11 protein-coding genes are annotated in these 16,179 nt (G+C 62.8%); 3 read left to right on the top strand and 8 right to left on the bottom strand.

Annotated elements, in window-relative coordinates:
• Positions 1–18 precede the first annotated feature (18 nt).
• The 6 genes from PJW05_RS12490 to PJW05_RS12465 all read right to left on the bottom strand — a co-directional run bounded on the left by PJW05_RS12490 (position 19) and on the right by PJW05_RS12465 (position 9,361).
• Positions 19–1,545, bottom strand: a complete 1,527-nt coding sequence (locus PJW05_RS12490) for an MFS transporter (protein WP_271412010.1) — start codon at positions 1,543–1,545, stop codon at positions 19–21.
• 100 nt (positions 1,546–1,645) lie between these two features.
• Positions 1,646–3,130 (bottom strand): efflux transporter outer membrane subunit, encoded by a 1,485-nt coding sequence (locus PJW05_RS12485; RefSeq protein ID WP_271412009.1) that lies wholly within the window; start codon positions 3,128–3,130, stop codon positions 1,646–1,648.
• Between the two features lie 15 nt (positions 3,131–3,145).
• Positions 3,146–6,376 carry an efflux RND transporter permease subunit gene (locus tag PJW05_RS12480; protein ID WP_271412008.1) on the bottom strand — a complete coding sequence of 1,077 codons (3,231 nt, stop codon included), beginning with the start codon at positions 6,374–6,376 and terminating at the stop codon, positions 3,146–3,148.
• A gap of 11 nt (positions 6,377–6,387) precedes the next feature.
• Entirely contained in the window at positions 6,388–7,560 is a 1,173-nt protein-coding gene (locus PJW05_RS12475; RefSeq protein WP_271412007.1) for an efflux RND transporter periplasmic adaptor subunit, read from the bottom strand.
• Positions 7,561–7,615: 55 nt separating this feature from the next.
• Positions 7,616–8,293 (bottom strand): gamma-glutamylcyclotransferase, encoded by a 678-nt coding sequence (locus tag PJW05_RS12470; RefSeq protein WP_271412006.1) that lies wholly within the window; start codon positions 8,291–8,293, stop codon positions 7,616–7,618.
• A gap of 168 nt (positions 8,294–8,461) precedes the next feature.
• Positions 8,462–9,361, bottom strand: a complete 900-nt coding sequence (locus tag PJW05_RS12465; protein ID WP_271412005.1) for a LysR family transcriptional regulator — start codon at positions 9,359–9,361, stop codon at positions 8,462–8,464.
• A gap of 310 nt (positions 9,362–9,671) precedes the next feature.
• Here PJW05_RS12465 and PJW05_RS12460 point away from each other — a divergent pair, with 310 nt between their 5' ends.
• Positions 9,672–10,313, top strand: coding sequence for a glutathione S-transferase C-terminal domain-containing protein (locus PJW05_RS12460; RefSeq protein ID WP_271412004.1), 642 nt, complete (start codon positions 9,672–9,674; stop codon positions 10,311–10,313).
• 381 nt (positions 10,314–10,694) lie between these two features.
• Positions 10,695–11,851, top strand: a protein-coding gene (locus PJW05_RS12455; RefSeq protein WP_271408054.1) for an IS3 family transposase whose coding sequence is annotated in 2 segments (ribosomal slippage) — positions 10,695–10,944 and positions 10,944–11,851 — 1,158 coding nt in all. Because the reading frame shifts where the segments join, the coding sequence is not laid out codon by codon here.
• A gap of 515 nt (positions 11,852–12,366) precedes the next feature.
• On the opposite strand, the gene PJW05_RS12450 is transcribed toward PJW05_RS12455, so the two are convergent.
• The gene (locus PJW05_RS12450; RefSeq protein WP_271412213.1) at positions 12,367–13,239 is read right to left on the bottom strand and encodes an AraC family transcriptional regulator; all 873 of its coding nucleotides are present in this window, start codon (positions 13,237–13,239) and stop codon (positions 12,367–12,369) included.
• Between the two features lie 139 nt (positions 13,240–13,378).
• Between PJW05_RS12450 and PJW05_RS12445 the strand changes: the two genes are divergently transcribed.
• Complete coding sequence (locus PJW05_RS12445) at positions 13,379–14,134, top strand: SDR family NAD(P)-dependent oxidoreductase (RefSeq protein ID WP_271412003.1); 756 nt, start codon at positions 13,379–13,381, stop codon at positions 14,132–14,134.
• Between the two features lie 348 nt (positions 14,135–14,482).
• Here PJW05_RS12445 and PJW05_RS12440 read toward each other — a convergent pair whose 3' ends face one another.
• On the bottom strand, positions 14,483–16,114 hold the full coding sequence (locus PJW05_RS12440) for a BCCT family transporter (protein WP_271412002.1): 1,632 nt from the start codon (positions 16,112–16,114) through the stop codon (positions 14,483–14,485).
• Between the last annotated feature and the right edge of the window lie 65 nt (positions 16,115–16,179).

Here is a 16,179-nt window from a genome sequence, read left to right as displayed (position 1 = left end):
GCCGGCCAAACGTAACAATCAACGGGACAGGTCCAGCGAAGCAGGCGCCTCGGACACGGGCGCCGGGCGGCTGAGGAAACCGAACACCGCCAGGGCCGACAGCAGGGTGATCCCAGTGAGGATGTGCAACAGCACGTCAAAGGACTCGAGGTAACTCGCTACCAGCGTGGCCCGCGGTATCTCAGGCATCAGCGCCGCCGCACGGACCAGCTCACCGGCAGCCACTTGCTGGGCGACATCGGACAGGCCGGCAATGTCGCCGTCCACTGTGCCCAGCAAACACGCCTGGGTAAGGGACGCCAGGATGGCGCTGACAATCGCCAGGGCCACACCCTCCCCCGCTACACGGGCGGTATTGAAGATGCCAGTGGCCATGCCAGCGCGCTCCTTCGGTACCACGCTGATCGCCAGCCCATCCATCAGGCCCCAGGGCAGGCCGGCGCCGACACCGATCAGCAGCATCGGCAGAATCACTTCGGTGCCCTGGGCAGCCGAATCGAGGCGGGAAAACCATTGCAGACCGACCGCGGCAATCACGAAGCCCAAGCCGGACAACACGCCAGGCGAAATCCAGCGCGCGAGGGTCGCGGCCAGCATGGGCACCACCAGCATGGGCGCGGACAGGGCCAGCAGCATCCAGCCCGCCTGGATCTCACTCATGCCCTCGATGCCGATGAAGCGCAGCGGCAGGATTACCACCAGCACGATGTAGCAGTAGCAGGTGCCGATGGGCAGCAGCTGCACGCCCACAAAGCGCGGGATGCGGAACAAGCTGAGGTCGAGCATCGGGCGGGTGACGCGGTTCTCCACTTTGATGAAGGCCACCAGCAATACGGCCGAGGCCGCCAACAGGCCGACCACCAGCGGGCTACCCCAACCGCTTTCCGGCCCCTGAATCACACCGAAGGTGAAGCACGCCAGGGTCCCCGTGAAGGTCAAGGTGCCAGGCCAGTCGAGCCCCGTGGCGTTCGGGTCGCGGGTTTCACGCATGCGCGGCAGACCGAAGATCATCGACAAGGCACCCAGGGCCGCCGTGGCGAAGAAGATCGAGCGCCACCCCAGGCTCTCGATCAGCAGGCCCGACACGAGCGGGCCGAAGGCCAGGCCAATGCCGAAGGTGGTGCCGAGCATGCTGAAGGCGCGGGTTTGCGCGTGGCCTTCGAACTCCTGCGCCAATGCCGCCGAGCCGCTGGCCAACGCCGCCGCTCCGGCCACGCCTTGTAGCGCCCGCAGCAGGTCCAACGTGAGCACGCTGGGGGCGAAGCCCTGGGCAAAGGACGTGAGCGTGAACAGTGCGGTGCCGATGCAGAACAGGCGTTTGCGGCCGTATTGGTCGGCGAGCGCGCCGGCCGCCATCAGCAGGCTGCCGAAGGTCAACATGAAGGCGTTGGTGATCCAGGTGAGCTGGACTGCGCTGCCACCCAGTTCATGTCCAATCGCCGGACGCGCCACGGCGCCACCGGTAAAGCTCATCGGCAGCACCAGGGCTGCCAGGCAGATCGAGGCGAGGATCATCAAGCTGCCTCGCGTGTTTGCTGTGCTCATTGCTTTTTCCACCATGAGTCCGCCCAGGACGGCGCCAGGAGCGCCACCCGAAGGGACGTTGAGTTGAGGGCCCGACCGGTCCGGCCGGGCTAGTTGGCGATCAGGGCTGCAGGGCCAGGTCCGTGCCCTCCAGAGGCTTCGGCGGCAATTCCCAGCCACCACCGAGCGCGCGGATCAGGTTCACCGTGCCGATGGCCTGTACGCCCTGCAGCTCCACGGCGGCGCGACGCGCCTGGAGCAGCGAACGCTCGGCGTCGATCACGTCCAGGTAGTCCGTGGCGCCCTCCAGGTAGCGCGCGCGAGAAAGCTCGGCCGCCCGCGCGGAGGCCTCCACCGCTTCCTGCTGGGTGCTGGTTTGGCGCCGCAGCACGGCCAGGTCGGCGAGGTTGTCTTCCACTTCGCGGAAGGCCACCAGCACCTGCTGGCGATACAGCGCCACCTCTTCCTCGTACTGCGCACGGGCGCTGGCCAGGTTGCCGCTACGCCGGCCGCCGTCGAACAGCGGGATATTCAGTGCAGTACCGGCCAAGGGGCCTAGGAGGAAGGCGCGATGGCTCCAGTGGAACAGGTTGCCGAGGCTGTCCCCTTCGAAACCGGCCGCACCGGTCAGGGTCAGCGAGGGGAAGAACGCGGCCTTGGCGATGCCGACGCGGGCATTGGCAGCGGCCATGGCACGCTCGGCGGCAGCGATATCCGGGCGGCGCTCCAGCAGGGAGGATGGCAACCCGGCCGGGATGTTCAGCGCCACCGGGCGCAGCGGCTCGGCGGGCAAGGCAAATCCGGACGGTGCCTTGCCCAGCAGCACCGCCAGACTGTGTTCGGCCGTGGCGCGACGGCGCTCCACGGACATCGCCTCGGAGCGCGCAGTGGCCAGTTCCGCACGAGCGCGGGAAACATCCAGTTCGTCCACCTCGCTGTCGTCGAAACGCGCCTCCATCAGTTGCAGGGCCCTTTCCCGCAGCGCCACGGCCTCCGCCAACACCTGTGCCTGGGCATCGAGCTGGCGGAGGATGAAGTAGTTCTGCGCGATATCGGCCTGCAGGGCCAGGCGGACGGACTGGAACAGCGCCTCGCTACGAGCCAGATCCGCCTCGGCGGCGTGGACCGACGCCGAGACGCGGCCGAACAGGTCCACCTCATAGGCGATCCCGGCCTGGGCCCGCACCGTCGTGTTCTGGTAAGCCTCAGAGCCTTCTCGTTGGGCGGCCTCCGAAACGCGTTGGCGAGTCGCGCCAATGCCGGTATCCAACGTCGGGAACAACCCGCCGCGTGCGACCTGGTTGATGCCCCGCGCCTGTTTGACTCGCGCGGCTGCCGCCTGGAGGTCCTGGTTGGCGTCCAGTGCCTCGGCTTCCAGACGGTCAAGGGTGGCATCGCCAAATACCTTCCACCACTCACCGCGCGGCAGTTCCTCGGCAGGTTGTGCGGTCTTCCAGTCCCCTTTCGCCGAGGCCTCCTTGAAGCTCTCCGACAGCGGTGCCTCGGGACGCTCATAGGTCGGCTCGACGGAGCAGGCGATCAGGCTCGCTACAGCCGCAGCCACCAGGCTGAGACGCAGCGAACCACTGTTTATGATTGCGTGCATAAGTGGTCCTCAGCCTTACAGGGCCGGCTCGGCCTGCAGGTGCTTGGCCTGGGGTTGATGGGGCATGACGGAGTCGAGGGCGAACGCGTGGTGCTCACCGGCATGCTTATTGACGAGCGGCCTGCTACCCGCGAGCTTGCGCAACAACACATAGAACACCGGGGTCAACAGCAGGCCGAACAGGGTCACACCGAGCATCCCGAAGAACACCGCGATACCCATCGCCTGACGCATCTCCGAACCCGCGCCGCTGGATATCACCAGGGGCACCACGCCCATGATGAAAGCGATGGACGTCATCAGGATCGGTCGCAGGCGCAGCCGGCTGGCCTCAATGGCAGCCTTCACGATCGAGAGCCCCTGCATCTCCAGCTCGCGGGCGAACTCGACGATGAGGATGGCGTTCTTCGCCGACAACCCCACCAGTACCATCAGGCCGATCTGCGTGAAGATGTTGTTGTCGCCATTGGTCAGCCAGACACCGGCCAGAGCCGAGAGCAGCGTCATGGGTACGATCAGCAGGATCGCCAGCGGCAGGCTGAGGCTTTCGTACATCGCCGCCAGCACCAGGAACACCAGCAGCACGCTGATGGGGAACACCCAGAGTGCCGAGTTGCCGGCCAGCACCTGCTGATAGGTCAGATCGGTCCACTCGTACTTGATGCCACGGGGGAACACCTCGGCGGCGATCCGCTCCACCGCGGCCTGGGCCTGACCCGAGGAATAGCCCGGCGCCGGGCCGCCGTTGATATCGGCGGCGAGGAAGCCGTTGTAGCGCACCACCATTTCCGGACCATAGGTCGGCGTGACGGTCACCAGCGACGACAGCGGTACCATTTCACCGGCGGCATTGCGGACCTTCAACTGGCCAATGGAATCGGCCGTGGCACGGAACGGCGCGTCGGCCTGGGCGCGCACCTGGTAGACGCGGCCGAAGGCGTTGAAGTCGTTCACGTAGAGCGAGCCCAGATAGATCTGCAGGGTCTCGAATACGGCCTTCACCGACACGCCCTGCTGCTTCGCCTTGACCCGGTCCAGCTCGACGTTCAACTGAGGCACGTTGATCTGGTAGCTACTGAACATCGGCCCCAGCTCAGGTGCTTCAGCCGCCTTCTTCATGAACGCCTGGGTCGCTTCGTTCAGCGCCTCGTATCCCAGTGCACCGCGATCCTCGATCTGCAGCTTGAAGCCTCCAACGGTGCCCAAGCCCTGAACCGGCGGCGGCGGGAATACAGCGATGGCAGCCCCCTTGATCCTCGAAAACTTCTCGTTGAGGGCCGCGGCGATCTCCGCAGCACTTTCACCCGGTCCACGCTCCTTGGACGGTTTCAGTACAGGGAACACCAGGGCACTGCTGGAGGAATTGGTGAAGCCGTTTACTGACAGCCCGGGGAATGACGGCACATGCGCGACGCCCGGCTGGGCCATGGCGATATCGCTCAGCGTGCGGGTGATCTCGCTGGTGCGCTCCAGAGACGCGCCGCTGGGCAGTTGGACAATGGCCACCAGGTAGTCCTTGTCCTGGCCCGGCACGAAGCCGCCGGGGACGGTCTTGCCGAAATACAGCGCGAAAGCCAGCAGCACGCCATAGACCAACAGCATGGCGCCCTTGTGGCCGACCACGCGGCGCACACCGCCGCCATAGGCCTCCGAACCGCGATGGAACACTCGGTTGAACGCCGCGAAGAAGCGCCCGAACAGGGCGTCCATGATCCGGGTCAGGCGATCCTTGGGTTCGTGGTGTCCCTTGAGCAGCAGCGCAGCCAGCGCCGGCGACAGGGTCAGGGAGTTGAAGGCCGAAATCACGGTGGAAATGGCGATGGTCATGGCGAACTGCTGGTAGAACTGCCCAGTGAGACCGGACATGAACGCCAGCGGCACGAACACGGCCACCAGGGTCAGGGCGATGGCGATGATCGGGCCACTCACTTCCTGCATGGCGTGGTAGGTCGCCTGCCGCGGCGTCATGCCGGCGGCGATGTTCCGCTCGACGTTCTCGACGACCACGATGGCGTCATCCACCACGATGCCGATCGCAAGCACCAGGCCGAACAGGGACAACGCGTTGATGGTGAAGCCGAAGGCCAGCAGTAGCGAGAAGGTCCCGACGATGGACACCGGAACCGCCAGCAGCGGAATGATCGACGCACGCCAGGTCTGCAGGAACAGGATCACCACCAGCACCACCAGGGCGATGGCCTCCAGCAGGGTCTGGATCACCGCGTTGATGCTGTCACGGACGAACTGGGTCGGGTCATAGCGCACGGCGTAGTCCACGCCCTCGGGCATGTCCTTTTTCAGCTCGGCCATGACCCGGCGCACGTCATCGGAGATCTGCAGCGAATTGGCATTGGGCTGCTGGAAGATGATCAGTTGCACCGCCGGCTTGCTGTCGAGCATGGCGCGCAGGGCATAGTCCGCCGCGCCCATCTCCACCCGTGCCACATCGCCCAGGCGGATCACCGCGCCGTCAGAAGAGGTCTTGAGGATGATGTCGCGGAACTCCTCCACCGTCTTCAGCCGGCCCTGGGCGTTGACGCTCAGCTGCAACGGCACATCGACGGGCATGGGCGCGGCGCCGATGATGCCGGCGGCCACCTGGACGTTCTGCTCGCGGATCGCCGCCACCACCTCCGAAGCGGTCATGCTCTGCCGGGCGACCTTCTGCGGGTCCAGCCAGACCCGCATGGAATAGTCGCCCGAGCCCCACATCACCACCTCACCGACACCGGGAATGCGCGCCAGCTGATCCTTGACGTTGATCACCGCGTAGTTGCGCAGGTAGGTCAGGTCATAGCGGTCGTTGGTGGTGATCAGGCTCACACCCATGGTCAGGGTCGGCGTGGACTTCACCGTGGTCACACCCAGGCGCTGTACATCTTCCGGCAGGCGTGGCAAGGCCTGGGACACACGGTTCTGTACCAGTTGCTGGGCCTTGTCCGGGTCGGTGCCCAGCTTGAAGGTCACGGTGGTGGTCATGCTGCCGTCGCTGTTGGACTGCGACTGCATGTAGAGCATGTTCTCGACGCCGTTGATCTGCTCCTCGATAGGCGAGGCGACGGTCTCGGCGATCACCTTCGGGTTGGCGCCGGGGAACTGCGCCCGCACCATCACCGAGGGCGGCACCACTTCCGGGTATTCGGCCGTGGGCAGCTGGAACAGGGCAATGATCCCGGCCAGCAGGATCACCACCGAGAGCACGCCGGCAAAGATCGGCCGATCGATGAAGAACTTGGAGATATTCATGATGGCGAGCCTCAGTTGGCGAGAGCCAGCGGCTGGCTGGCCTGCATGGTGGTGTCATGGACCTGCACCAGGTCGTTGGGGCGCACGCGCTGAACGCCGCTGACGACGATGCGCTCGCCGGCCTTCAGACCCTGGGTGACGATGCGCAGCCCTTCATGGAGCCCACCCAGAACCACTTCGCGGTACTGCACGCGGTCCCGCTCATCCACCACCAGCACGAATTTCTTGGCCTGGTCGGTGCCCACGGCGGCATCGCTGATCAGCACGGCCTCGTACGGCTTGCCGCCTTCGACCTTGACCCGTGCGAAGAGCCCCGGCAGCAGCGCGCCATCGGCATTGTCGAAGCGCGCACGGACACGCAGGGTGCTCGTCCCGGTGTTCAACTGGTTGTCCACCGACACCAGTTCGCCCTCGCGGGAATAGCCGCTCTCGTCGGCCAGGCCCAGGGCAACCGGGACTTTCGTGCCGCTCGCTCCCCGCAGGTAACGCAGGTAGGTCTGCTCGTCGACCTCAAAGGACGCATAGATCGGCGACACCGATACCAGGGTCGCCAGCAGCGGCGCACTCGCGCCAGCAGCGACGATGTTGCCGACGGTCAGCTCGGCACGGGAAACCCGGCCGCTGACGGGCGCCGTGATGCGGGTGTGGTCCAGGTCGAGCAGCGCGGCCTGCAACGCGGCTTTTGCGGCTTTGACGGCCGCCGCGGTCTCCTTTCCAGCGTTGACGCGCTCGTCGAACTCGCGCTTGGCGATCGCATCGCGGGTGATCAGCCGCCGAGCTCGTTCGGCATCGGTGGCGGCATAGCTGGCGCGGGCTTCGGCAGCGGCCAGTTCGGCGCGGGCGCGCTCCACGGCAGCCTGATAGGGCCGCGGATCGATGGTGAAGAGCAAGTCACCCTGTTTCACCAGGCCGCCATCCTTGAGGTGGACACTGACGATGGTGCCGCCGACCAAGGGGCGCAGCTGGATGTGCTCGGTGGCCTCCAGCCGCCCTGAGTAGCTTTGCCACTCGCTGATGGTGCGGCCGATGGCCGGAGCCACATCCACCTCCACGGCCGGCGCTTCGGCAGCGGCCTGGGCGCTGGGGATGGACGGAGTGCCCTGATGGATGGCGAGGCCGCCGGCGCCGCCCAGGGCAATAAGGGCGCCGATGGCGAATGCAAGGGTCTTGGGTTGGACTGACATGGTGCTTCTCCTGGAAACCGGGATGAGAAAGGGGGCGGACGGGTAGACGGGAACATCAGGGGGGCGCGTCGAGTGCGGCATCCCGGAGATGGCCGGCCACTGTCGTGGCCAATGCATCGATGTAGTGATCGCTCAGGCCGTATTCGCGCAGGGCCTGTTGGAGAAGCTGCAGGTATTCGGCATTGCTGCCGTGAGGCCCACTGGCCAGGGCGATTTGCCGGGCGATAGCGGCGACGGAGGAGTCGGGCTCATAGAGGCTGAAGGCCGGATCGGCGACGAACACCAGGGCCTCGGCCTGGCGACCGCCGGCCAGGGTGATGTGGTCCCAGGTAGGCAAGTAGGAGCCGAACACCATTTCCCGCCGCCACAGGCATTGCAGGTCGTGGCGCAGGGTCCGGCCACCGAGGCGATAGGCGACGCCCTGGGTATGGCCGCCGGGCTCGACCGCCAGCATCCGTCCGGGTGCAGCTTCACTGCCACGGCCAGCAACCATCCGCAGGCAGAAGCTGCGTCGCCAGCCATGCAGGGTGGCCACGGCGCGCTCGATGAAGTCCAGCAGGGGGTTCCAGATCAGCGAGCCGTAGGCGAACAGCCAGATATCGCCATGGCCGGTGCGTGCCGACAGGGTTTCGTCGAGGGACTGGAGGATGCGGCCCTCGCTCCACAGCAGGCCTTCGAACGACTCGAAGCTCTTCAGATAGCGGCCACTGCTCAGCGCGTCTTTGGTCAGCATCGGGATTCCTCCTCGCACCGGGCGACGGTGCCATCTGGGGAGGAATTCTGAATTCGGCTTGCGCGGGGATAAACGCGCCGGCAAGCGACGCTTTGTAGCGACTGTTTCTACAATCCGCCGCAGCGGGTCGGGGTACGGGCCGCCGGACCGAGCGAGCCCGGCATGCGTCTAGGCGCGAAGGCGCTCGGCCAGATAGTCGAGCACCGCACGGGTCTTGGCCGGCATCCGGTGACCGGCGGGAATCAAGGCATGCACTGGCGGGCCGGGGACCGTCGCCTCGGGCAGTATCGGAACCAGTTGGCCCTTCTCCACGTAGGGCCGCGCGACGCGGTCGTAGATCTGGGCGATACCCAGTCCGGCAACCACTGCATCGATCAGGGCCTGACCATCTGACAGTACCAGCGTCGGGTTGGGGGCGAACTCCTTGATGTAGCCGTTCTCCAGCAACGACCAGGGCCGCAGGCGGCCGGTGAAGCCACGGAAGGTCACCGCATCGTGGTCGATGAGGTCGGAAATCGCGGCGATCGCTCCGTGGCGCGCCAGGTAGTCCGGCGCGGCGTAGAGGGCCAGGCGGATATCGCACAGCTTGCGCACCGTCATTTCGCTGTCCTGGGGCAACTCACCCGCTCGCAAGACCAGGTCCCAGCCTTCCCCGACGGCGTCGGACATGCGATCGGTCATGGACAGTTCGAGGGTGACCTGGGGGTAGCACTTGCGAAGCTCGGACAGGGTTGGCAGGAACAGCTGCCGGAAGCCCGAAGGCATGTCCAGACGCACCCGGCCTATAGGCTCTTCTCGTCGCGCAGCCAGTGCCTGCGCCGCCTCCCGTAGGCCGTCCAGGGCAGCACGGGCAGCTTCCAGATAGGTCTCGCCATCCTCGGTGAGGCGCACCGCACGGGTGGTGCGTTGCAACAGACGCGTACCAAGCCGTGCCTCCAGGCGCTGGACCGCCTTACCCACGTTGGACTTGTTGCTGGCCAAGTGTTCGGCGGCGCGGGTGAAGCTTCCCGTCTGGGCGACTGCCACGAAGGCAGCGATCTCGGGGAAGGAGGCGTCAGTCTGTTCCATCGCTGTATCTCCCGTGGACGAAATTCGCAGGACTACCGGGCGCTTTTCCGCCATTGGCGCGCATCCACAGTTTCCTGGAGCTTGTATTGGGTTCGCGACAGTAAGGTACCGGCAACGCCAGATAAACCGCTCCGACCACCGCGCACTGTCGCTCCGAAAAAGACAATCACCCGCTTCCGGGCGCCTTGATTGTCGCCCTGATATCGACAAAGCGTCTCCCTTCGGCGCGTTTATCAACTTAGGAGAAACTTCGAAACTGCGCTCACCGGCCCTGATACCCAGGCCGATTCCCCACTACAAGGTGACGCACATGAAACTCTACATCGCCGACCAGACCTGCTCCGAAGCCGTCCAGATCATCGCCAATGAACTGGACCTGGACCTGGAACTGGTTCACTTCGACGTCTGGAACCGGACCACCTCGAACGGTGAGGACTTCACCCAGATCAACCCGCTGTTCTATGTGCCGGCGCTGCAACTGGACAATACGGACAAGGACATCCTCACCGAGACCATCGTCATCGCGTCCTACCTCGCCGACCTGCACCCGGAAGCTGGTCTGGCGCCGGCCCAAGGCAGCCTGGAACGGGTCAAGTTCAATCAACTGCTGACCTTCCTTGCCACCGAAATCGCCCAGAAGCACATTCCGCTGATGCGCAAGCTGCTGACCGAGGAAGGCACTGCCTGGACCCGCGACAAGCTGGTCAAGGCTTACGCCACCCTGGATGCCCGCCTGGCGGACGGCCGCACCTGGCTCACTGGCGAACAGTTCACCGTGGCGGATGCGTATGTCTGGGGCACCTTCTGGCATGAACGCTCCGGCACCGAGATCAGCCACCTGAAGCACCTGATGGCCTACAAGGCTCGCATCGATGAGCGCGCCTCGGTGAAGAAGACCCTTCGGGACGAAGCCAAGATCGTTGCCGATCACAAGGCATTGGAGCAGGCCTGACCAGCCCAACCGCCCGATCCGCCCCTTTCGGGGGCGGATCGCTCCTTCTCCTCAGGCATTCGGCTGTTGCTATCGGCCGGTTTCTGCCGATCTCGACGGGCAGAAAGCGGCCAGGAGCGGACGTTTAGATATGTCTATAGAGCTGTTGGGTTACTCAATAGCTACATTATTTGCGCAATGAAGCATGGCTGAGCCAATTTCCCGGTTGTTACTCTCGATCAAGATCTGGCCGGCGTTTCGTGCATCTCTCTGCTCATCATCCTGGCTTAGTTTGAGTTTGCCGATGAGTCGCGTGATTTCTATTTCAACTCCCACGATCGGGTTCTACCCCGTTAGCACGGACACTTTCGAGTAAGCTCACGTCGAGCTAAAGGAGTGTTCATGTCCAAGCGCAAGAAATACAGCCCCGAATTCAAGCGGGAAGCCATCGAGCTGGTTCGTCGTTCAGGGGCGAGCTGCCGACAGGTGGCCCTGGAGATTGGTGTTGCTCCCAACCTGCTCACACGCTGGGTTCGGGAGGCACAACCAAGCGCAGAGAAAGCCTTCCCTGGAACGGGAAGTCCGCGGGATGAGGAGCTTGCCCGCCTCAAGCGCGAGTTGGCCCGAGTAACCAAGGAACGTGATTTTTTAAGAGACGCGGCAGCGTACTTTGCCAAGGAGTCATCGAGCGGTACACGGTGATCCAGCGCTGCCGCAACGAGTACCCGGTACGACTGATGTGCCGTTGTCTGAAGGTTTCTGCCAGTGGCTATTACGCCTGGCAGGATCGCGAGCCAAGCCCACGTGCTCAAGAGAATGCGCGCCTGGTGAGGCGTATTCGGGAGATCCACGAGGACAGCCGTGGAGTGATCGGAGCGCCACGGATGCACGAGGATCTGCTCGACGAGGGCGAAATCGTCAGCCTGAACCGCGTTGCTCGCCTGATGGCCGCTGAGCGCATTCAAGGCTGGCCCCGCCGTAAGAGACGTGGCTTTGGAAGAGTCGCCAGCGGCCGTCCAGCAGGCGTGAAAAACCTGCTGGAGCGCGATTTCACCGTGCAGGAACCGGAGCGCAAGTGGGTCACGGATATCACGGAGATAGCCACACTGGAAGGCAAGCTCTTCCTATGCGTGGTGCTCGACCTGTACAGCAAGTTGGTGATCGGTTGGTCGATGCATCACCGTCAGGATCGGCAGATGGTGATTCGAGCGGTGGAGATGGCGATCTGGCAGCGCCAAGGTGACTGGTCGGTGATCCTACATTCGGATCGCGGTAGCCAATTCACCAGTGCTGACTACCAGCGCTTTCTGAATCGCAACACGCTGGTCTGCAGCATGAGTGCCGTCGGGCATTGCGGCGACAACGCTGCCTGTGAAGGCTTCTTCGGTCAGCTCAAACGGGAGCGCGTTGCCCATCAATCGTATCGAACTCGTGATGAAGCTCGGGCGGATTTATTCGACTACATCGAGCGGTTTCATAACCCACGAATGCGTCGTAGAGTCGCCCGGCAAGATCTGAAGTTTTCAGCCCTTTTCAAACCGTCCGTGGAAATGGGGTAGAACCCGACCAAGGTTTCTCAGGTTGTACTCTCCCCATGCTTCGCCGAGCAGTTTGAGCTTCGCTGCAAGGTTTTTAATCTTAGTTTTCAATTGTTTTCGTCTCTGTCTGTAGATGGGCAAAAGGTCCCCTCACCATGTCCATGCTGACAAGTAGTGCGCATAAGATCTAATTATTTTAGGTCAATGGTCATTAGCGTTTTTAATGGGCCTGTCCGGCCGTTTCCGCCTCTCGCCCAGAGGTTTCACTGCGAGATTTGTTAGGGAAATCGCCATGAGGTCGCTTGTTTTCGTCGTGACTTTGAGTGTCCGTTCCTGGCCGAAAGCGGTCAGTCTGATCTCTAAATCAACCTATCCCGATGCCGGAAAAGCTGCGCTGAGTGCATGACGGAAGATGCAGAACAGCATCCTTCGGTCGTTGGATAATCACTCAACAGTGATGGCCGCCGGTGGTTGAACTTCGGCGCCTTTTGCTCCACAGCGAAAAGAGGCTGCAAAGGGAGCCGGGGCTGCCGTGGTCAGCAAGCGCCAGCCGTATGTCGGCCCGGCGGCATGCCAAATAGGCGGCGGTATTCTCGATTGAACTGCGACACGCTTTCATAGCCTACGGTGAATGCCGCAGTACTGGACGAGACCCCTTCCCCGATCATCAGGCGACGGGCCTCGATCAACCGTAGCTGCTTCTGAAACTGCAGCGGCGTAAGCGACGTTTGCTTGCGGAAATGATGATGGAATGACGATGTGCTCATGCCGGCTACGGAGGCCAGATGTTCCACCGGCAGGGGGCGAGTGAACTCGTTACGCAGCACCGTCACCGCCCGCGCGATACGCTGCGCATGGCCATCCGGCCAGCCCAGACGACTGATTGCCGAACCATGACGCCCTGCCAGCAACCAGTAGTGCAGCTCGCGCATTAACGAGGCATGCAGCACCGTCGCTGAAGCCGGGCGATCCAGCAAGCGCATCAATCGCAGCGCCGCTTCAACGACCTCAGTGTCAGTCGGTTCGATCTTTATCGGCGCCTCCTCAGGGCTCGGAGCGGACCTCATTTCTTCCATTAACTCGGTGAGCAAGGCGGGATTCAGATCGATCACCAGCGAGATGTACGGTGCCTCGGGACTCGCCTGAACAATCTGACTGACCGTCGGTACATCGGCGGTGATCAGCAGCGAATCTCCTGCGCTGAAGGTAAACGTCTGAGTTCCCGTCATCACCTGCTTGCGGCCTTGCAGGACGAGACAGGCGAGAGGCCGGGTAATGGCGTAATCCAGCCCACTTGGCTCATGCGTACGGATGATGGTCAAGCCGGAAATGGGTGTTTGGGCAAGGTCATTGGGGGCGACATGGCTATTCAGATACTCGCGAACGGCATTCAGCAGCTCTGCGCTCATCGGTGCTTCCTTAGGCTGAACTTGAGCACGTTGCTCACCATTGGAGAAATAGGCAAAAGGCGTCGAGGTTTCGGTAAGGACGGGATTCCCCCGTAGATCACAGAATGAAATCCCCTTCACGAAGCAGAGGATTTTTACCATGACCAAGATCGCTATCGTAACCGGCTCCAGCCGCGGCCTCGGCCGTAACACCACCTTGAATATCGCACGTCAGGGTAGCGATGTGGTTGTCACCTATCACAGCCAGGCCGACGCCGCACTGTCCGTGGTAGCCGAAGTCGAAGCGCTGGGGCGCAAGGCCGTCGCGCTGCAACTGGACGCCGGCGACGTCACCACCTTCCCCGCCTTCGTGCAGCGCCTGCGCCAGACTTTGCGCGAGACCTGGCAGCGTGACAGCTTTGATCACCTGGTCAACAACGCCGGCCACGGGGACATGGCGTCGATCGCCGAAACCACCGAAGCGCAATTCGATGCTCTGGTGAACGTCCATTTCAAAGGCGTGTTCTTCCTCACCCAGGCATTGCTGCCGTTGCTGGCCGATGGCGGTCGTATCGTCAACATATCTTCGGGGCTGACGCGCGTCTCCTATCCCGGCTTCTCCGTCTACTCGGCGGTCAAGGGTGCGGTCGAGGTACTAAGCCTGTACATGGCCAAGGAGCTGGGCAGCCGAGGTATTGCGGTCAACACTGTGGCGCCGGGAGCAATCGAGACCGATTTTCTGGGCGGTGCGGTGCGCGACATGCCGGATCTGAACAAGGTCTTCGCGGACATGACGGCGCTCGGCCGCGTTGGCGTACCCGACGATATCGGCCCGATGATCGCCAGCCTGCTCGGCGAGCAGAATCGCTGGATTAATGCCCAGCGCATTGAGGTCTCCGGCGGCCAGGCGATCTGAGCGGCCAGGCGCGAAGATACTCGCGCGAAGCCCTCGGCAGGGGCGCCCGAGTGGCGCCCTGCTCCCGAGAGCAGAGCATGGAGCCGCTCGGCACTGCGGTTGAACCATCGCCAATGGCCAGAGAGAAAAGGTGACAGACCTAACTACGCTGCTTCCGGCCGAGTCCGGGCATAGCAGCACCGGCACAAATCGGCCAGAAGGAGACTCGCAGATGACGACGAAACGAAGGATGACCCTGGAAAAGGAGAACACGTAGTTCTGCTCGAATGCCGTATATAGGCGGGTCACTGCGCTTTGCCACACAGTACGCAGTGACCCTTACGGCGTTGCTTGTCAGTCTCTAGCCGCTCATTTGCCTACCGTGGTTGCCATCGGGATCAGCATGTCCGGATCGTCCGTCTCTTCCCTATGCCCAGGAACCGTGACCTGCGAGGTGGCCAGAACCACTTCACGATTTTCGAGCTGATCGCCGAAGTCTGCCCTGATCATGCGAACCAGGGACCAGGCCAGCACGCCGAGGACCGGGATCAGTGGGAGTGCCACGACGATCGTCGACGTCTGCACCGCCTTGAGACCCCCGACCTTGATCAGCCCGATACCGATCACCGCAAGAAGCAATGCCCAGACAATTCGTAACCAGCGTTGCGGCTCTTCATAACCGTTCAGTTCACGCGAAGTGACCGACGCCAGGACGTAGGCTGCCGAATCCAGCGTGGTCGCCAGGAAAACGAAGCACAACAGCACGAACGCGGCGATTATCGGGCCAGAGAATGGAATGGTCTTGAGAATGGCAAGAACGGCTGCGGGAATACCCTGCTGACTGAGGATCGCACTCACGTCCAGCGCACCAGACAGTTGAAGATTCAGCGAATATCCGCCCCATACGGCGAAGAAGATCCAGCAGCCGAGACTGCCCCAGACCAACTCGGCAAGAATCAACTCCTTGATGGTACGGCCCCGTGAAATACGAGCCACGAACAAACCCATCATCGGCGCGTAGGCAATCCACCAGGCCCAGTAGAAAACCGTCCAATCCTGGGGGAAGGAGCCCTTCGCGATCGGATCGGTCCACAAGCTCATGTGAATGAAGTTGTTGAACATCAATCCCAGGCTGTTTGCCCATCCATTAATGATCATCAGGGTGGGGCCGATGATGGCTACGAACGCCAACAGCAGAAGTGCCAGATAGACGTTTATGTCGCTGAGGATCTTGATGCCCTTGCTGAGACCGAACCAGACGCTCATACCGAACATCAGTGTCCAGAGGGAGAGAATCGCCATATCGAAGGCAAACGACGGCTTGATCCCGAAGACATCGCTGGCCAGGGTCGAGACCAGCGGCACGGCAAGACCGAGCGAAGTTCCCACACCCCCGACAATCCCGAAGACCACGATGGTATCGAGCAGGATGCCCATCCAGCCGTTGGCCTTGGTTCCCAGTACCCCGCGTGCCGCCACCGATAGACGCACGCCAGGCTGCCGGCGCACGTACATGGAATAGGCAATGGGCAAGGCGGGCAAACAGTAGAACGCCCAGGGCGTAAGCCCCCAATGGAACTGTCCATAGGTCAGTGCCCACTCGGCGGCCTCTCGGCTGTGCGCTGCGACATTCAGTGGCGGCGCGTTGAAGTAGTAAATCGGCTCGACCCAGGCCCAGTTGACGATGGCGATACCAATGCCACCGCAGAAAATCATCGCCACCCAACTGAAATAGGAGAATTCGGGAACATCCGTCTCCCGACCCAGGCGGATGTTTCCGTAACGGCCGAAGGCGAGCCAGAGCAGAAACGCAACCACTGAAAGCCCGGATACCAAATACAGCCAGCCGAACTTCCCGGTGGAAAACGCAAACATCTGGTTGATGATCGCTTCGCCCGACTCGGGGAAAGCGACCAGGGGAATGGTGATGCCCAGAATGACAATCAATGAGGGCCAGAATACGCGCCCATCAAGCGCAGCGCCCGTGTGGACTTTGTTCATTTCGCAAGTCTCCTCAATAGCTCTTTGCCTTTCACAGCAGTGCAAGGCCAGAAACCGGATTAGTT

It is taken from the genome of Pseudomonas sp. Q1-7 (assembly GCF_028010285.1).
Taxonomy (GTDB): Bacteria; Pseudomonadota; Gammaproteobacteria; order Pseudomonadales; family Pseudomonadaceae; genus Metapseudomonas.
The sequence above is the reverse complement of the archived record's forward strand: the minus strand, read 5'-3'. Positions and strand labels throughout refer to the sequence as shown.

Bases quoted from the DNA above. Each gene is read 5' to 3' on its own strand.
- PJW05_RS12490 (WP_271412010.1), bottom strand. From the start codon at position 1,545: ATGAGCACAGCAAACACGCGAGGCAGCTTGATGATCCTCGCCTCGATC.
- PJW05_RS12485 (WP_271412009.1), bottom strand. From the start codon at position 3,130: ATGCACGCAATCATAAACAGTGGTTCGCTGCGTCTCAGCCTGGTGGCT.
- PJW05_RS12480 (WP_271412008.1), bottom strand. From the start codon at position 6,376: ATGAATATCTCCAAGTTCTTCATCGATCGGCCGATCTTTGCCGGCGTG.
- PJW05_RS12475 (WP_271412007.1), bottom strand. From the start codon at position 7,560: ATGTCAGTCCAACCCAAGACCCTTGCATTCGCCATCGGCGCCCTTATT.
- PJW05_RS12470 (WP_271412006.1), bottom strand. From the start codon at position 8,293: ATGCTGACCAAAGACGCGCTGAGCAGTGGCCGCTATCTGAAGAGCTTC.
- PJW05_RS12465 (WP_271412005.1), bottom strand. From the start codon at position 9,361: ATGGAACAGACTGACGCCTCCTTCCCCGAGATCGCTGCCTTCGTGGCA.
- PJW05_RS12460 (WP_271412004.1), top strand. From the start codon at position 9,672: ATGAAACTCTACATCGCCGACCAGACCTGCTCCGAAGCCGTCCAGATC.
- PJW05_RS12450 (WP_271412213.1), bottom strand. From the start codon at position 13,239: ATGAGCGCAGAGCTGCTGAATGCCGTTCGCGAGTATCTGAATAGCCAT.
- PJW05_RS12445 (WP_271412003.1), top strand. From the start codon at position 13,379: ATGACCAAGATCGCTATCGTAACCGGCTCCAGCCGCGGCCTCGGCCGT.
- PJW05_RS12440 (WP_271412002.1), bottom strand. From the start codon at position 16,114: ATGAACAAAGTCCACACGGGCGCTGCGCTTGATGGGCGCGTATTCTGG.